Below are 17743 nucleotides of genomic sequence, written 5' to 3' on the forward strand. Positions count from 1 at the left end.
TGCACAAATAGTTGCAATCGCAGCAGTTAAAGTTGTTTTACCATGGTCAACGTGACCGATTGTGCCCACGTTTACGTGTGGCTTATTACGTTCAAACTTGGCTTTAGCCATGATGATCTTCCTTTATAAACTGCTCATGCAGGGTCACTGCACGAGCGCTTGGTTTTAACTAAGAATTAGTTTGGGCTTATAGTAATCGAAAGATTACTCGTCGTCACCTTTTTTACCGCCAGTCTGGAACTTAGCGATGATGCCTTCAGCCACGTTACGTGGAGTTTCAGCGTATTTAGCGAATTCCATAGAATAAGTCGCACGACCTTGAGACATAGAACGCATTTGAGTCGCGTAACCAAACATCTCAGCCAATGGAACTTCTGCTTTAATTGCTTTTGTTCCACCAGGAAGATCATCCATACCTTGAACCATACCACGACGACGGTTTAAGTCACCCATGATATCGCCCATGTAGTCTTCTGGAGTTTCTACTTCAACTTTCATGATTGGTTCAAGAAGGATAGGATCAGCTTTCATGAAACCGTCACGGAAAGCGTATGAACCAGCCATTTTGAACGACAATTCATCAGAGTCGACATCATGGTAAGAACCATCGAATAATGTCGCTTTGATACCCACAACAGGGTAACCAGCTAATACACCATTCTTCATACGTTCTTGAATACCTTTGTCAACCGCACCAAAGAATTCTTTAGGTACAGTACCGCCGACAACTTCTTCAGCGAATTGGTATTCTTTACCAGCTTCTTCAACATCCATAGGCTCTAAACGAACATATACATGACCGAATTTACCTTTACCACCTGTTTGACGAACGAACTTACCTTCTTGCTCAACAGTCTTTTTGATTGTTTCGCGGTAAGCAACCATTGGTTTACCAATGTTCGCTTCAACACCGAATTCACGCTTCATACGGTCAACGATGATGTCAAGGTGAAGCTCACCCATACCAGCAATAATTGTTTGACCAGATTCTTCGTCTGTACGAACGCGGAACGATGGATCTTCTTTAGCCAAACGACCTAAAGCAATTGACATTTTTTCTTGGTCAGCTTTAGTTTTTGGTTCAACAGCCAATGAAATTACTGGCTCTGGGAATTCCATACGCTCAAGTGTAATGATGTTTTTCTCATCACATAATGTATCACCAGTAGTAACGTCTTTAAGACCTACACACGCTGCGATATCACCTGCACGGATTTCATCAAGATCTTGACGTTCGTTCGCATGCATTTGCACGATACGACCGATACGTTCACGCTTAGATTTAACTGGGTTATAAACCGGATCACCTTGTTTAAGAACACCAGAATAAACACGTACGAATGTTAAGTTACCTACGAACTTGTCGTTCATGATTTTGAACGCCAACGCAGAGAACGGAGCTTCGTCAGATGCTTCACGAGACGCTTTAGTTTCGTCTTTGTCGTCAAGGATACCTTCGATCGCTTTAACTTCAGTAGGTGATGGTAAGAATTCAATTACAGCATCCAACATACGTTGAACACCTTTGTTTTTGAACGCAGAACCACAAAGCATTACTTGAATTTCAGAAGCTAATGTACGAGCACGTAAACCTGCAATGATCTCTTCTTTAGAAAGATCACCTTCTTCAAGGTACTTGTCCATTAATTCTTCAGAAGCTTCAGCCGCAGCTTCAACCATTTTGGTACGCCATTCATTAGACGTATCAACTAGGTCAGCTGGAATTTCAGCATATTCAAACTTCATACCTTGAGATGCTTCATCCCAGATAATCGCTTTCATTTCGATAAGGTCAACAACACCTGCAAACGTATCTTCTGCACCGATTGGCACAACGATAGGTACAGGATTACCACCTAAACGAGTTTTAACTTGCTCAACAGCACGGAAGAAGTTTGCACCAGTACGGTCCATCTTGTTCACGAATGCTAAACGAGGCACTTTATATTTGTTTGCTTGACGCCATACAGTTTCAGACTGAGGTTGTACGCCACCAACTGCACAGTAAACCATGCACGCACCGTCAAGAACACGCATAGAACGTTCAACTTCGATTGTGAAGTCTACGTGTCCTGGGGTGTCAATTACGTTGATACGGTGTTGTTCGAATTGGTTACCCATACCAGACCAGAAACAAGTTGTAGCAGCCGAGGTAATTGTAATACCGCGCTCTTGCTCTTGTTCCATCCAGTCCATTGTTGCTGCACCATCGTGTACTTCACCAATTTTGTGAGATACACCTGTGTAGAACAAAATACGTTCTGTTGTAGTTGTTTTACCTGCGTCAATGTGCGCAGAAATACCGATGTTACGGTAATTACTAATTGGGGTTTGGCGAGCCATGATGTCTACATTCCTAAATGTTATATTTAAAACAGGACGCATCAATTAAATTGATGCGTACAAATATCCAAGCAGGCAACTTAAATACCCGCAAAGCTCCCACTTTGATAAAGAGCAATGTTGAATCGAGCTGCTGTACGCATGAATATTCTCCTGATTAGGGACTGTTTTATCCGCTTAGAAACGGTAGTGAGAGAAGGCTTTGTTGGCTTCAGCCATACGATGCACGTCTTCACGTTTTTTGATTGCTGCACCTTTACCTTCAGCTGCATCAAGCAACTCACCAGCAAGACGTAAAGCCATCGTTTTTTCAGAACGCTTAGCAGCAGCATCTACTAACCAACGCATCGCTAAGGCAGTACGACGGGATGGGCGTACTTCCATAGGTACTTGATAAGTAGCACCACCAACACGGCGTGCTTTTACTTCGACCATAGGACGAACTTTTTCAAGAGTAGTCTCGAAAAATTCAACTGGGTCTACTTTGTTTTTTTCTTGAACACGTTCTAAAGCACCGTAAACGATACCTTCAGCAACAGATTTTTTACCATCTTGCATTACGTGGTTCATGAATTTAGCGATTGTTTGGCTGCTAAATTTTGGATCTGGAAGGATCTCACGAGCAGCGACTACGCGACGTCTTGGCATTTTAATACACCTAATAATATGACACTTCAGGATAATCCAGCAGTTTGTACAAGTGTCATGTACACGACGCTGGCCTTACTATACGTCGCTTGAATTACAAATCTATGAAGAATTCAAACAAGCGAAACGCTAAAGGGCTTATTGGACTAGTTTCCTAGAATTACTTCTTAGGACGCTTAGTACCGTATTTAGAACGTGATTGATTACGATCTTTAACACCAGCACAGTCTAATGAACCACGAACGGTATGGTAACGTACACCTGGTAAGTCTTTAACACGACCACCACGGATAAGAACAACACTGTGCTCTTGTAGGTTATGACCTTCACCACCGATGTAGCTAGATACTTCAAAACCTGAAGTTAAGCGAACACGGCAAACCTTACGCATAGCTGAGTTAGGTTTTTTAGGTGTAGTTGTATAAACACGTGTACAAACACCACGACGTTGTGGACAAGCCTTCAACGCAGGAACTTTGGATTTTTCAACCAAAGTCGTACGACCCTTACGGATCAACTGATTCGTTGTTGCCATATGGCAATTCTCCCGTTATTAAAAAACCTTAAAAAGAAATACCTCTTTTTAAGGGCACATAATTGTAAGCTAAGATGCAAAAATGGTCAACACGGCAATACTTACCAAATGTTGACCATATCAATCTTTGACAGGATAACTTACAAATTTAAATAGAGTTCAAATTTTATTTTTAAACCTCTTATTTGTAAGCGTATTGTTAAGAGTATTTTTTATCATCCAGCTCCTCCTCATCTTCCTCTGGAGCTAAAGCTGGTTTTTGCTCAGTATGCTCATGTTCCTCTACATGTTTATCGGCAAGTTGCTCGATACCCTGATGAACATTTTCCTGAATTTTCTCTTCGCTCTTTTTACTTTCTGTCGGCTTTAAGACAATAGATACTTTTGAAATTACCTCATGATTTTCTACTTTATGATGATGCGCAGCGTGAATATTGCCATCTTCACCAACATTTAAAAGACGTGGACTGGCTTTCTGAATGAGTGTAACCGCAGCATAATAAGCCTGTAACGGAGATAAATGCTCACTTGGATGTTCATTTAAATAATGTCTTGCAGCGCCAAAGATAGCTTGTGCTTTATGCCCAACATCTTCTTGTAATTTCCAGCTATATACTGCGCTTAAAACAGCACCAGCAACTGGTGTAACTTTACCAAAGGCTGAGAGTTTAGGAATACGATTTAACCACCCCCATTTAAACTCTCCATCTTCATCGACCAACCAGTTCTTTAAAGTATCAAAATCAGTAGTTGAACCTAACACTTGCTGAAATTGATGAATATCTTGCGTTTCCAACATATTCCGTAATGTTTTTAAAGCTAACAATAAGGTTTGCTTTTCAGCAATCAGACTAATATCAACTTCTTTAAAAATAAACTCGACAACATCTTGGTCAGTAACTTCTTGAAGGTCAAAGCCATGTGATCTTCCTGTCTGATAAATCGTTCTCAAGACCAACACGAGTGAAACAGGAACATCTACAGCAGCGCCAACCACACCGGACACGCCTGTGATTGCCCCTTGTATTGTCGCAATTAATTTGTTTTGTTCAATGAGCGCCTGACTTAAGCGTTGAGAACGGCCCGTATCCTTAGTTAGTTCAAATAAATCTTTAGCCCCCGCTTCTTCCAAGATTTTTTCAGTTAAGGTGCTTTTTGAACTAAAGTCATTCAACCAATCAAATAAATAGCCTGAAACTTTTTGATCCCAATCTGGGGAAAGAAATGTAGCCACACCATTTACTTTTGTAAAATGCCGTCCAAAGACCTGACGAGTTACTTTCGGTAATTGTTCTCGAAGCATTTGTTGAGGACTTTCATATTGCTCAACTTCAAATGGGCTTTTTGTTCTCGATCTACCTTCAACCGTTTTACCAGCTGGAATTGGTTCAATTACCTTACTTACATCACCTGATTGGTTCTGTTGCAAGATACTCAATCCTGTAGAACTGAGCTTTTTAGCCACTCCGAAGACCTGAGAAAACAAATTGTCAGATTGATTATTATTGAATTTTGTCATCAAGTACCTCGATTTTTTAATTTATCTAATTAGACATAAATACTAGGTGGAATGTGGATTTATCTCAACTTGTATGTGTGTATTTTAGTTAACCCTAAAAGCAACATACCATGTATTTAGTTATTTTTTTTAAATGTAAAATTGTCATAAAGATTTGCCATAAGAAATAAAAATCCTTTCTGCTATCATGTTAACAACGAAAAAACATGAGTCTTGTTTTCTTATAGCTATATTCTCCTATTCATTTTCATAGCTGTTGATCACGATAGACTCTTAATATCACCATAAAGGGACCTGTAGATGAAACGTGTTGTAATCACTGGTATGGGTATTAACTCATGTATCGGTAACTCTTTAGAAGCAGTTACTCATTCACTTCAAAACGGAATCTCCGGGACACGTTTTAACCCAACTTATGCTGAACTCAATTTTAAAAGTCATGTGAGCGCTGCTGCGGAACAAGATTTTGATCATATTGACCGTAAGTTAAAACGCTTTATGGGCGTATGTGCAATGTACGCTTACAATGCTGCTGTAGCTGCTGTTGAACATGCAGGACTTACTGCTGAACAAATCGGTGGTAATCCACGTTACGGTATCGCAGGCGGTTCAGGTGGTGGTTCAACTGCATCTGTTGTTGAAATGACAGAGCTTTTAGAGACTAAAGGTGCACGTAAAGTAGGACCTTTCTTCGTACCACGCAACATGTCAAACACGATTACTGCAAACGTAGGTGTTGCATTTAAATTGCAAGGTATTGCTCATACCATTACGAGTGCTTGTGCAACTTCTGCTGACGCAATTGGTTATGCGTACAATCTTATTCAACTTGGCAAACAAGATCTTATGCTTGCTGGTGGTGGTGAAGAAGATCATTGGTCTCAAAGTTTATTATTTGATGCAATGGGTGCGCTTTGCTCGAAATATAATGAAACTCCAGAAACAGCATCTCGTCCATATTCAGCAGACCGTGACGGTTTCGTTATTGCTGGCGGTGGTGGTTTCGTTGTACTTGAATCACTTGAACACGCTCAAGCACGTGGTGCCAACATTTTAGCTGAAGTCGTTGGTTATGCTGCAAACAGCGATGGTGCAGACATGGTTGCTCCAAGTGGTGAAGGCGCTACACGTTGTGTATTAATGGCACTTGAAGAAGCTAAGCAACATGGTGTAGACAAAATTGACTATGTAAATACACATGGTACATCTACTCCAGCTGGTGACATTACAGAACTTAAAGCAATGGAACGTGCATTTGGCGAAGGCAATGTACCTCCTCTTAGCTCAACCAAATCTATGACAGGTCATAGCTTAGGTGCAGCTGGTGTACAAGAAGCCATTTACTCAGTTCTAATGATGCAAAATGACTTTATTGCACCAAACATCAATGTGACTGAACTAGATGAAGGCGCAAAACCTTTTGATATCGTACTTGAAAAACGTGATGCAAAATTGAATACTGTAATGAGTAACAGTTTTGGCTTTGGCGGTGTTAACGCTTGCCTTATTTTCAAGAAGTGGGATGCATAATCCCACGTAGGATTATCGATGGATGCACCTTCTGATGCTTTTTTGTGGGTAAAAGCATTACATATTATTGCTGTGGTTTGTTGGTTCGCTGCTTTGTTCTACTTACCACGTTTATATGTTTACCATGCCATGAGTGAAGATGCTGCTAGTCATCAACGCTTTGAAGTAATGGAACGTAAGTTGTATCGCGGAATTATGTGGCCTTCTATGATTGCCACATTAATTACCGCCCATTTTCTTGTCGAATGGGGCGATGCAACTCGACATTACCATCAGGCAACATGGTTTTATCTTAAAGTTGCTTTAGTCGCTTTATTAGTCATCTACCATTTGGTATGTGGCTACTATCGTAAAAAACTTATCGGAAATGCACACTATAAATCACATAAGTTCTGGCGTTTCTTTAATGAAATGCCAACTTTAATTTTATTTGCAGTTGTGATTTTAGTTGTCGTAAAGCCTCAGTTTTAACTGGGGCTTTTGCTTTTCCGAGCAATTTCTTTAATTTAGACAATAAAAGCTCGCAGAGTTATCCCTATATTTAACTTTTTCAATCAAAAGCATAAAGTCAACGCTCTCTTAAAGTTACACCCAATGAGTAACTCTGACCCTTTATTTACTAATAAGTAATCTATACTATCCTAAAGAAATAGATGAACTCATTTAATGGCAAAGCTATGTTAACCCTTACTGCCCTTAAACACTCAACCCAACAACAATTTATTCTTCTTACACTTTTTATTTTTCGTCACTTAAAAAACTATCCCATCAGATATCTAACTGCTCAAGAAAAAGTATTAGCACAACTCGTTTTCGGTGACATGCTCGATTGTGAACAACCTAAAATTATTGCTACTCGTTACCTTCCTTGGCAGTCTTGCGGTATTTTTATGGCACCAAATGGAAATATTTACGTCAATCCTTCCGATTACAGTGAAAATTACGCTCTAGAATCTAAATTTATGCAGGGTATTTTTATTCACGAACTCACTCATGTCATGCAATATCAAAAAGGTATTCATGTACTACTTAAAGGTGCATTGTTGCAATCGGCCTATTATCTTAGCTTTAAAAATTACAATCCCTATAAATACACCTACTCTCCCCACAAGGCGTTTAGCTCTTATAACATTGAACAACAAGGTGAAATTGCCCGTGACATTTGCTCTGGGAAAATCCCAAATATTATCTGTTCACCTCAACTTCATTTGTAACTAAATAATCAGTCTTTCTTTGAACGTAACATTTTTTGCTTAATGTAAATGAGAATTCTTATAAATCAGAAATACTTATCTAAACAAGAAAATCACGCTTACTTAATTCAAATTATTGAAAAAAATATAACGCGCTTATTCCAAATTGGCTTGTGATAAGGCAGTATACAAACAATAAAAATAATGAAGCCTGTTTCTATTCTATACAGAAAATCTCGTTATTTTTACGCAGAAAATATGTGATTGGTATATATTATTGATCTTGACATTTTTGTTTACTATTTTAATTGTTTACTATCGTATCATACACATCGTTGAAAAATTATATCTATAAAAATCAACACTGTGTGTATCTATATTCGTTATGATCTAGGATTAGGTTTGAATGAAAAGTTTTAAAGTTGCCCTTGCTCAGTTTTCTCCGCATATTGGCAATATTGACTCAAACACCAAAAAGATGATTGAGCAAGTGAATCAGGCGAAAAAACAAAACGCTGACCTGATTATTTTTCCCGAGCTTTCTGTTATTGGTTATCCAGCTGAAGACTTACTGTTACGTCCAAATTTAAATAAACGTATGCAAAAGGCTTTTGCTCAACTTGCCGAAGTTAAAGATATTGTCATGGTTTTCGGATTTGTAAACCAGACAGAAGATGGTCAACGTTATAATTCTGCTGCTGTCATGAAAGACGGTCAAGTTTTGGGTGTTTTTAATAAACACAATTTACCAAACTATGGCGTCTTTGATGAAAAACGTTATTTCCAAAAAGGACATCAGCATTTGGTGTTTGAATATCTTGGACATAAGTTTGGCGTATTGATTTGTGAAGATATCTGGTCAATTAATACCGTAAAACAGTTAAGCCAATTAAATGTTGATACTGTTCTTGTACTCAATGCATCACCATATGAAGTCGGTAAACCACAACACCGTACACAAACCTTAAGTGAACTTGCAAAACAACTTCATCTGAATATTGTTTACGTTAACCAAGTGGGTGGACAAGACGATTTAATTTTTGATGGCACAAGTTTTGTCAGTAATAAAAGTGGTGAAATTGCTTTACAAGCGCCAAGCTTTAAAGAAGATCTCTACATCGCTGAATTTGACCCAAAAAACAAATCATTTAAAGTCACAGAATCTGCTCCTGCATTAGAAACTTTTGCAGAGATCTATCAAGGGTTAGTTCTGGCCACACGTGATTACGTCGAGCGTTCAGGTTTCCCAGGTGTAATTTTAGGTTTATCTGGCGGTATCGACTCTGCCCTTACACTTGCTATTGCTGTTGATGCAATTGGTGCAGAAAAAGTACAAGCCGTAATGATGCCTTATACTTATACTTCTCAAATTAGTGTAGAAGATGCGGCAGAACAAGCTCGTCGTATGGGTGTGACTTTCGGTATTGCTGAAATACATTCAGTTGTAAATAGCTTTATGCAAACCTTGTATCCTTTCTTTGGCAACTCACCAGCAGATGCAACCGAAGAGAATTTACAAGCGCGCGCACGCGGCACATTACTCATGGGTTTATCAAATAAATTTGGTAATTTAGTACTCGCTACTGGCAACAAGTCTGAGCTTTCAGTTGGCTACTGTACACTTTATGGTGATATGGTTGGTGGTTTTGCTGTTCTAAAAGATGTTTATAAAACGATCGTATTTGAATTGGCAAAATACCGTAATAGCTTAAGTGAAACTCCGGTTATTCCTGAACGTGTTATTACTCGTCCACCTTCAGCAGAACTTCGCCCAGACCAAAAAGACCAAGACTCTTTACCTGCATATGATGTATTAGATGCCATTCTTTACGCATACATTGAAGAAGATTTAAGTCAGGCAGATATTATTGCCAAAGGTTTTGATAAAGAAGTAGTTGAAAAAGTTATCCGTTTAGTTGATCGTAATGAATATAAACGTCGTCAAGGCGCGATTGGGCCGAGAATTACTTCTCGTGCATTTAGTCGTGAACGACGTTATCCGATTGTCAACGGTTGGACAGCGAATGACTGAGCAGAAAAACTCATCAAAAACCACAGCACTTGCTCAAGCACTTTTGCTTGAGCAGGTGGAATTTTTCAAAAAACAATTATCTATAGAAAACTCACCTATTTATTTCCAGCAGTTCATTCAACTCTTTATGCAACATGCTGACGAAATCAAGCTTCATGAAGTGGTGGATTTAGAGCAACTACAAGCCGTTGTGAAACGCTATGCTTTTGAAATGCAGCTAGGCGCTGGTTTACTTGAGTTTATTGGGGAAATTGCGCAGCGTATTTATCTGTCTGCTATGAAGTCTCCAATTCAGCTACAAGATTTGGTATCTGACCACCAATTTGAAATGTGGCTCTCCAAATTTTTAGAAATGGAACATATTCCTCATTATCTCAACCAGTTTTTAAGAACTAGCCCCGCCGTTCAACAACTTTGCCAATATATTGCGACCTCAACCTTAGAACAGAAAATACCAAAATTTCTAAATGCATCTAGAGTAGATGACTATCATTTTGAATGGCAACATAAACTCAAAAAATTCTCTTTTTTACAACAACAACGTCTTGAGCATAAACTTGAAACTTGGATTGCCAGCTTTATTCACGAGCAACTCACAGAATTAAGTCTTTTGTCGACTGAAGATTTAGAAAGTCTGATACGACATGTCTGGGAAGATCTTAGACATAAAAAAATGTATGAGTTTATGAAACAGTTAACTCCTCTTGATGTTGAAGAGTTCTTTGTTTTAATTTACGAATATTGGAAAGAATTACGCCAGTCACAATTTATGCAAGATCTTATTTTGTATGGCGTAGAAGTTTTTTATGAATTTTACAAAGACGAGAGTTTATTTGAAGTATTAAGTGAGATTGGTTTAACCGAAACCGATTTACAAACTGAAGCTTTACGTTTTTACCCTAAAGTCATGAATGTCTTTAATGAACACGGTATTTTAGAGCCGTTACTTCAAGCGATTTTAGCTCCTTTTTATCAAAGCCCAAAAACACTCGATATGATTGAAAAACATTTTAATGAGTAAAAAAAAGACAAAAAGAAACCATGCATGAGCATGGTTTTTAAAATGGTGGCTATGACGAGACTTGAACTTGTGACCCCCGCATTATGAGTGCGGTGCTCTAACCAACTGAGCTACATAGCCGTAAACTGTGTGCGCATTATCTATAGTTCTGCAGAACAGGTCAAGAGTTCAAAATCATTAAATTCCATCAAATGAACAAATAAGATTCAGATCACCTTTATTTGTTCATTTTTTAGCAAATTTATGTTTTAAATAGTTGATCGACCACAGAAATGTATTAAAAATCTAATACCAGTTTTTACCTTTTGCCCGCGATCCCCAAATCACCATACTCAACTGTGAAGTCTTTCCTGCATCACTAAAGTATTGATCAAAATGTTCTGCGTCACCTTCTAAAATAGCAGTTTCACATGTATCGCATACCCTTTCACGACATAGGCATTCAACATCAATATTTAATGTTTCGAACGCTTATAAAATTGATTAGACTTGGCAAGTACAACTATAAAAACATCTTTATCTTCAGGAACTATTAAAGCAAATTGTTCCCAATGAATGTATTCATCAGTGACGATGCTTATTACAGCAATCAATCACAGCAGCAATCATTGGTTTCAGTCCACATACATAGACATGTATTTCTTTAGATTGTAATGAAATGAATTCGCCTAAGTTAAGTACACAACTTTCTGCGTCAGCATAGCTGAACACATACGCTGTATATTCTGTTTTAGCTCATCTAACAAAGCTGCATATTCAAGCACACCATAAGCTTAATGTAACTCGTACTTTGTGCCCACGTGCTACGAGCTCATCTATTTGAGATAAGAATGGTAATACCCAATACCACCTGCAATTAAGATGCTTATTGCCTTAAGCTAACAGGAATAATTTTTAAATATAAATAAGCTAATAAAAAAATCAAAAACATCTCATCATTATAAAGTCGGTATTTACAAACTGTGTTTAATCAAAAAAAAGCATAAAAAAAGACCACGCAGGAGCGTGGTCTATAAAATGGTGGCTATGACGAGACTTGAACTTGTGACCCCCGCATTATGAGTGCGGTGCTCTAACCAACTGAGCTACATAGCCTTAAACTGTGCGCGCATTATCTTAGTTTCTTTAATGCACGTCAAGAAAAATTTTAAATAAATTAGGTGAAGTGAGCCTATAAGCCGGGTTCTGTCGAGGATGGTCATTCCTCTAGGCGTACAATCACTCATACGCTCAAGCGACCTACCCGAATCCAGTACGGGCCGTACCTCAGGATTCCTATTTGGTCTTGCTTCTGGTGGGGTTTACCATGCCGTGAACTGTTACCAGACACGCGGTGCGCTCTTACCGCACCCTTTCACCCTTACCTCACGAATGAGGCGGTCTACTCTCTGCTGCACTTTCCGTCGGCTTTCACCGCCCAGGCGTTACCTGGCACCCTGCCCTATGAAGCCCGGACTTTCCTCCCCTGCTTCAGTCACGAAGACCTCCACAGCAGCGACCATCCAGCTCACTTCAGGGGCGCATATTAACAAATTTATTTACTAATTGCTCGTGCTTTTTTGAGCAATTAATTTTTTATATTTGTCGAATAGCTGTTCTTCCGTTTCCTCATGCTCTGGATCTTTAGGAATACAATCTACAGGACAAAACAATTGGCATTGCGGTTGGTCATGATGACCAACGCATTCAGTGCACAAATCTGGATGAATTTCATAAATCACTTCACCCATGAAAATTGCTTCATTCGGGCAAACTGGTTCACAAACATCACAGTTTATGCATTCATCGGTGATATATAACGACACGTTACCAACCTTGTTGATGTTTACGTTCAAAGGCCTCAACCACAGCTTGCGGAACAAACTTGGTTACATCCCCTTTTAAACGAGCAATTTCCCGAATCAATGTCGAAGAAATAAAAGAGTACTGCTCAGATGGTGTTAAAAACACCGCTTCAAAATGTGGGTCAAGTTGACGGTTCATATTGGCAAGTTGAAATTCATATTCAAAATCAGAAACCGCTCTTAAACCACGAAGTACTGCGGTTGCCTTTTGTTCTTTGAAAAAATTAACCAGTAAACCATCGAAGCCTACAAATTCAACATTTGATAGATGGCTTAAAGATGATTGTGCCAGTTCAACTCTTTCTTCTAGACTAAACAAGGGGTTCTTATGATGTCCAATTGCAATTGCTACTACAACCTCATCAAACATTCTTGATGCTCTAGTAACTAAATCAACGTGTCCATTCGTGATGGGGTCAAATGTTCCAGGATAAATTACACGCGTTTTAGACATCCGCTAGTACTCTAATTGTATTGTGAACCTATTTTAGCAAAAGTTATACATGAGGCGAAATATTCATGTGCAGGAAAAACTTCACCTTAGCATCAGTTTACGGCACAATAGGCATAATTGTGGAAGTTTGAATTATGGCGAAAGCAACAGTAGTAAAGAAACATAATGGCGGAACAATCGCACAAAATAAACGTGCCCGTCATGATTATTTTATCGAAGAAAAATTTGAAGCTGGTATGTCACTTCAAGGTTGGGAAGTAAAATCCTTACGTGCTGGGCGCATGACTTTGACGGAAAGTTATGTCATTTTCAAGAATGGCGAAGCATTTTTACTTGGCTCACAAATTCAGCCTTTATTATCGGCTTCGACCCATGTGGTACCTGAAGCAACACGTACCCGTAAGTTATTGCTCTCCCGACGTCAGCTTGAACACCTAATGGGTGCAGTTAACCAAAAAGGTTACTCATGTGTTCCTTTGGCTTGTTACTGGAAGGGTCACTTGGTTAAACTTGAAATTGCGCTTGTGAAAGGTAAACAACTTCACGACAAACGTGCAACTGAAAAAGACCGTGACTGGCAACGTGATAAAGCTCGTATATTTCATAAGTAATAAAAAAACCTTTAAAGTTAACTTTAAAGGTTTTTTTATGTCACTTTGAATTTAGCAGAATTTTAAATTACCGTAACAGTTTGGTGCAAAAGATTGATTTTTAAGTTGTAAATCTTTCAATGGGAAATTCACAATCGTATTGGGTAATTTAACTTCACCAACCGCCAAGTCTTCACCAAACAAACAATTTAAAAGATTACATCTCACTGGATTTGCGGTTAAATAACCACTAATTGGACCTACCACCTGCTTTAAAACGTCATTAGTTATTTCAATTTGTTTACTTGGCGTCACGCTACCAATATCAATTTCATCATCAAAAGCCATCCACCACCCCCGTTCTGCTGCTGCATCTGCACCTGGCCAAAATATTTGTTGGCCTTGCAAAGAAAGTGAGAAAGGATTGTTTAACTCAATTTTATGAATAAATCCTAAGTTTTGATCAACTGTGAGCGCCGCTCTTAATCCGGTAATGCTACCCGTTACATTTTTTTGTAAATTTAATAGACCAAGTGCTGCATTAATAGAAGCTTTCAGATCTCCAGAGAAGTTAAGCTGATCGATATTTGCTACCCCGTTCAGCATGACATTATTCATTCGTGAACCAGAAATCACTTGCCCGTTGATCACAATAGGTGCAGTGGTCTGTTGTAATTGCAAATTATAATCAGACGAGTTAAACCCTAAAGGAATACAAATCCCGATACATGCATTAACAGTCCCATCAATGGTCTTGCCTGTATCTTGATAAGACATATTACGAGCAGCGGTATAAGCTAAACCAGTGGTATCTTTAATTTTCATGTAACCACTTAAGCTATTAATTCCATTTGGTGTTTCTGAATTTTCAAGCCCCATAGTCAGCAGTCCCATAACCTTTTCAGCACTTAAACGAAAACCTTTAATTTCTCTTAAAGCTGCGCTGTCTGGATTTTTAATTGCAAATTCAATAAAGGGATTACTAAAAACAGCAGAAGAAGAAGCTCGCCCATCACTGGTATCACTTAAGCCACTTAAACTTAAGTTATCAATATCAATATCACACCCACCTAAACCGTTTACTCCCCCACATCCTAATTGCAACTTATTAACATTGGCATTTAATTCAAGATTTGCCTCTAAACCCAATTTATAAAAGCCAATATTTTGCTGGTTCATTGAAGCATCAGCTTGTTTTGGGTCGGTATAGGTAAATGAAAATAATGCCTGAGCTTCAACTTTAGAAAGTTCTGAATCACTGAGTGGAACAAGATTTGCAGATTCTAAATTGGCGTAGCTTAAGGTAGCCCAACTTAGACAAAGAGCTGTTAAAAAAATTTTCATGATTATTCCATTTTTTTATTTATTAAGTTTTGGACATCATTATCCAAATAAACCATTTGGTAAAAAATAATCAAAAAGGAATAAAAAAAATACAACTTTTTTGTAATTAAAATAATAATTTAAAATTTATTTATATAAAATCAAATACTTATTTTAACTTATGCGATAAAGTAATCCAGCAATATATTCACCAAACCATTTAGCTGTATCTAAGTCACCTTGTGGGGGAGTAACTTCAACAGGGGCGTTATCTGACTGTGTCATTAAGCCTAAACAACTCGATAATCGGTTTAAATCTTTTTCACTATGCCCTGTAGTCATTAAAGGTAAACCTGACCACAACATGCCATGTTGCATGGCAAAAATATTTAATTGTTGTAATACCGCTAGTTTATCGCCACTCAATCCGCCCGAATTTGCAAAGCCAGCCGCAAGCTTGCCTTGCCATAAGCGCTCTTTCCAACGCTTAGAAGTACTGTCCATAAACTTTTTAAAGTCGGCAGTCATACTTCCCATATAGGTAGGAGATCCGAAAATAATGCCTTGTGATGCATCAAGCGAATCCCAATCAATATGTTCAATATTCATTAAATGTACTTTTACCCCCATCACCTCTGCACCAGCAGCAATAGCGAAAGCTACCTTGGCGGTATGACCATATGGACTGTGGTAGACAATAGAGAGATGTTTTTCAGGCAAAGACATAAGATTAAAATTTTGAGCGATTTTTTCTATTTTATCATTTTATTAGCGCTTGCTAAACCTACATCTATAAATATGAAATACAAGCGTTTCAATAGGATTCACAATCGTAATAATAAAAACTCTCTTATTCTGTTTAATTACGACAAAATAAGAGAATGAATTTAATGATGTTTATAAAACTTAGATAAAAACAAAGGTAGCCATACGCCCAGTCTTCGCATCACGACGATAAGAAAAATATTCATCGCTCTGTTTATATGAACATTGGTCTCCGCCTAAAACCTGTTTCACACCTAGACTCTGCAAAATAAAACGTGCAATTGCATATAAATCTGCATGAAATTTATTTGGAGCTGCCCCCTCAACAAAAGCTGTTTCTAACTCTGGATATTTATCACAAAAAGCAGCTTTTACTTCAGCCCCGATTTCAAAACAAGGTTGGCTAATCGCAGCTCCTAACCATGCCCAAGCTGGAGGGTTCCGCATAGCAGCAATCGTGTTTTCAACAATCCCACCCGCTAAACCACGCCAACCCGCATGCAAGTTTGCGACTTCCGTACCTTCGGCATTTCCTAACACAACAGGTAAACAATCAGCGGTCATCATCATTAAAGCATGACCTTTGGTTTGAGTGACCAGACCATCACCGATTAATGCCTTAAAAGGAATTTGTTCATTTACTGTATGGCAAATCGTACTATGTGTTTGAGTCATCCATGTCATTTTTTTAACACCGAACTGGGCAAACTCATCTAACAATATCATGCGATGTTGCTGAACACGTTGTACCTTATCGTTGACATGTAAAGCCAGATTAAAGCCAGACAACTCAAGTTGATCCGTTGGTAATGCCAAAGGATGTTGAACACGTGTCTGCCCTACAAATACACCTTGAGGTAATCCTTGAACAAATTCCATATACGCGTCCTTAATATGCAGCGTTTTCTGAACGTAACACATTCACTAAATGTGTAAAATCTTCAGGCCACGGCGCTTCAAATAGCATTTCTTCACCAGTACGAGGATGTTTTAAGCCCAATTTAGCTGCATGCAATGCTTGGCGTTTAAAACCACGTAAAGTGTCAATGAGTAATTCAGATGCCCCAGCAGGTACACGTACACGGTTCATATAAATCTGATCGCCGATCAGTCCATAACCAATATAACTAAAGTGCACACGAATTTGATGAGTTCTGCCTGTTTCAAGACGAGCTTGTACACGAGTAAAATCTCTAAAGCGTTCTTTTACATTGTAATGGGTCACTGCATCGCGCCCACCCGGTAAAATCGCCATTTTCACACGGTCAACTGGATGACGTTTGATAGGTTCATCGATAGTACCGCCGGCAATAATATTTCCATAAACAACTAAATCGTATACGCGGTAAACCGATTTATTTGCCAATTGTTTACTTAAAGAAAATTGTGCCTCAAGACTTTTAGCAACCACTAACAAACCGCTTGTATCTTTATCAATACGATGTACTAAACCAGCGCGAGAAAGTTCCGACAATTTTGGGAAGTGGTAAAGCAAGGCATTCACTAAAGTTCCAGAGCTATTGCCCGCCCCTGGATGTACTACCATGCCGACTGGTTTATTGATGACTAAAATATCGTCATCTTCATAGACAATATTAAGTGGAATGTTTTCAGGTTGGCTCGTGGTTTGAGCTTCGAGCTCAACTTCGAGTGTAAGCAGTTCTGTCCCTTCACAACGGTGCTTTGGCTTGACAATGTTACCATTCACCAACAGATGGCCATCCTTCAACCATTGTTTAAGCTTTTCACGTGAAAACTCATTCCACACCAAGGCTGCTACCTGATCGATACGTTGTCCCAGATAGCTTTCATCTAGCTGAACTTGCAACGATAAACGTGTTGCAGTTGTATCAGAAGTATGGTTATCTGCATCCTCAGAATCTTCAAGTAAATTGAAGTCGTTTTCAGATAAGTTTGTGTTTGAAGATTGTGCTGAAGTCATTTGA

17 protein-coding genes, 2 tRNA genes, 1 other RNA gene and 1 pseudogene are annotated in these 17743 nt (G+C 38.7%); 6 read left to right on the forward strand and 15 right to left on the reverse strand.

All coding sequences use genetic code 11. From position 1 onward, the window contains the following. From ACLBWE_RS16595 to ACLBWE_RS16615, 5 genes are all read right to left on the reverse strand, one after another. On the reverse strand, positions 1-111 hold a 111-nt coding region (locus tag ACLBWE_RS16595), incomplete at its 3' end, for a GTP-binding protein (RefSeq protein WP_017396676.1). Between the two features lie 93 nt (positions 112-204). Next, the gene (gene fusA / locus ACLBWE_RS16600; protein WP_004641624.1) at positions 205-2343 is read right to left on the reverse strand and encodes an elongation factor G; all 2139 of its coding nucleotides are present in this window, start codon (positions 2341-2343) and stop codon (positions 205-207) included. A gap of 177 nt (positions 2344-2520) precedes the next feature. After that, complete coding sequence (rpsG, locus tag ACLBWE_RS16605; protein ID WP_004638185.1) at positions 2521-2991, reverse strand: 30S ribosomal protein S7; 471 nt, start codon at positions 2989-2991, stop codon at positions 2521-2523. A 160-nt stretch (positions 2992-3151) separates the two neighbouring features. Further along, positions 3152-3526, reverse strand: coding sequence for a 30S ribosomal protein S12 (gene rpsL / locus ACLBWE_RS16610; RefSeq protein WP_002050319.1), 375 nt, complete (start codon positions 3524-3526; stop codon positions 3152-3154). A 199-nt stretch (positions 3527-3725) separates the two neighbouring features. Then, positions 3726-5045, reverse strand: coding sequence for an EcsC family protein (locus tag ACLBWE_RS16615; protein ID WP_447604042.1), 1320 nt, complete (start codon positions 5043-5045; stop codon positions 3726-3728). Between the two features lie 300 nt (positions 5046-5345). Between ACLBWE_RS16615 and ACLBWE_RS16620 the strand changes: the two genes are divergently transcribed. The 5 genes from ACLBWE_RS16620 to ACLBWE_RS16640 all read left to right on the forward strand — a co-directional run bounded on the left by ACLBWE_RS16620 (position 5346) and on the right by ACLBWE_RS16640 (position 10821). After that, positions 5346-6575, forward strand: a complete 1230-nt coding sequence (locus tag ACLBWE_RS16620; RefSeq protein WP_004641618.1) for a beta-ketoacyl synthase N-terminal-like domain-containing protein — start codon at positions 5346-5348, stop codon at positions 6573-6575. Positions 6576-6593: 18 nt separating this feature from the next. Next, a complete protein-coding gene (hemJ, locus tag ACLBWE_RS16625; RefSeq protein WP_199968258.1) occupies positions 6594-7046 on the forward strand; it encodes a protoporphyrinogen oxidase HemJ in 453 nt (150 codons plus the stop codon). A 182-nt stretch (positions 7047-7228) separates the two neighbouring features. Further along, the gene (locus ACLBWE_RS16630; protein ID WP_281837226.1) at positions 7229-7789 is read left to right on the forward strand and encodes a hypothetical protein; all 561 of its coding nucleotides are present in this window, start codon (positions 7229-7231) and stop codon (positions 7787-7789) included. 385 nt (positions 7790-8174) lie between these two features. Continuing rightward, positions 8175-9800, forward strand: a complete 1626-nt coding sequence (locus ACLBWE_RS16635) for an NAD+ synthase (RefSeq protein WP_005042685.1) — start codon at positions 8175-8177, stop codon at positions 9798-9800. After that, entirely contained in the window at positions 9793-10821 is a 1029-nt protein-coding gene (locus tag ACLBWE_RS16640) for a hypothetical protein (protein WP_347018810.1), read from the forward strand. Before ACLBWE_RS16635 ends, ACLBWE_RS16640 begins: the two co-directional genes overlap by 8 nt. A 43-nt stretch (positions 10822-10864) precedes the next feature. Here ACLBWE_RS16640 and ACLBWE_RS16645 read toward each other — a convergent pair. The 6 genes and pseudogenes from ACLBWE_RS16645 to coaD form a co-directional block, all read right to left on the reverse strand. Beyond that, positions 10865-10941 (reverse strand) — tRNA-Met (locus ACLBWE_RS16645). 165 nt (positions 10942-11106) lie between these two features. Beyond that, a pseudogene (locus tag ACLBWE_RS16650) lies at positions 11107-11684 on the reverse strand (iron-sulfur cluster-binding domain-containing protein); the annotation flags it as partial. Between the two features lie 155 nt (positions 11685-11839). Beyond that, positions 11840-11916 (reverse strand) — tRNA-Met (locus tag ACLBWE_RS16655). A 63-nt stretch (positions 11917-11979) separates the two neighbouring features. Further along, positions 11980-12335, reverse strand: an RNA gene (gene rnpB / locus ACLBWE_RS16660) — RNase P RNA component class A. 27 nt (positions 12336-12362) lie between these two features. After that, complete coding sequence (locus ACLBWE_RS16665; RefSeq protein ID WP_003653306.1) at positions 12363-12626, reverse strand: YfhL family 4Fe-4S dicluster ferredoxin; 264 nt, start codon at positions 12624-12626, stop codon at positions 12363-12365. A gap of 1 nt (position 12627) precedes the next feature. Next, positions 12628-13119: a pantetheine-phosphate adenylyltransferase gene (coaD, locus tag ACLBWE_RS16670; protein WP_004641605.1), complete on the reverse strand. Its 492-nt coding sequence runs from the start codon at positions 13117-13119 to the stop codon at positions 12628-12630. A 134-nt stretch (positions 13120-13253) separates the two neighbouring features. On the opposite strand from coaD, the gene smpB reads away from it, so the two are divergent. Next, positions 13254-13730 carry an SsrA-binding protein SmpB gene (smpB, locus tag ACLBWE_RS16675; protein ID WP_004641603.1) on the forward strand — a complete coding sequence of 159 codons (477 nt, stop codon included), beginning with the start codon at positions 13254-13256 and terminating at the stop codon, positions 13728-13730. A gap of 51 nt (positions 13731-13781) precedes the next feature. On the opposite strand, the gene ACLBWE_RS16680 is transcribed toward smpB, so the two are convergent. The 4 genes from ACLBWE_RS16680 to rluD form a co-directional block, all read right to left on the reverse strand. Next, positions 13782-15053 (reverse strand): hypothetical protein, encoded by a 1272-nt coding sequence (locus ACLBWE_RS16680; RefSeq protein WP_447604043.1) that lies wholly within the window; start codon positions 15051-15053, stop codon positions 13782-13784. A gap of 153 nt (positions 15054-15206) precedes the next feature. Beyond that, complete coding sequence (locus tag ACLBWE_RS16685) at positions 15207-15758, reverse strand: flavodoxin family protein (RefSeq protein ID WP_045436681.1); 552 nt, start codon at positions 15756-15758, stop codon at positions 15207-15209. A gap of 180 nt (positions 15759-15938) precedes the next feature. Further along, entirely contained in the window at positions 15939-16676 is a 738-nt protein-coding gene (gene pgeF / locus ACLBWE_RS16690; protein ID WP_348951152.1) for a peptidoglycan editing factor PgeF, read from the reverse strand. Positions 16677-16686: 10 nt separating this feature from the next. Continuing rightward, positions 16687-17739 carry a 23S rRNA pseudouridine(1911/1915/1917) synthase RluD gene (gene rluD, locus ACLBWE_RS16695; RefSeq protein ID WP_447604044.1) on the reverse strand — a complete coding sequence of 351 codons (1053 nt, stop codon included), beginning with the start codon at positions 17737-17739 and terminating at the stop codon, positions 16687-16689. Between the last annotated feature and the right edge of the window lie 4 nt (positions 17740-17743).

Source organism: Acinetobacter sp. M5A5_2a, from assembly GCF_053345265.1.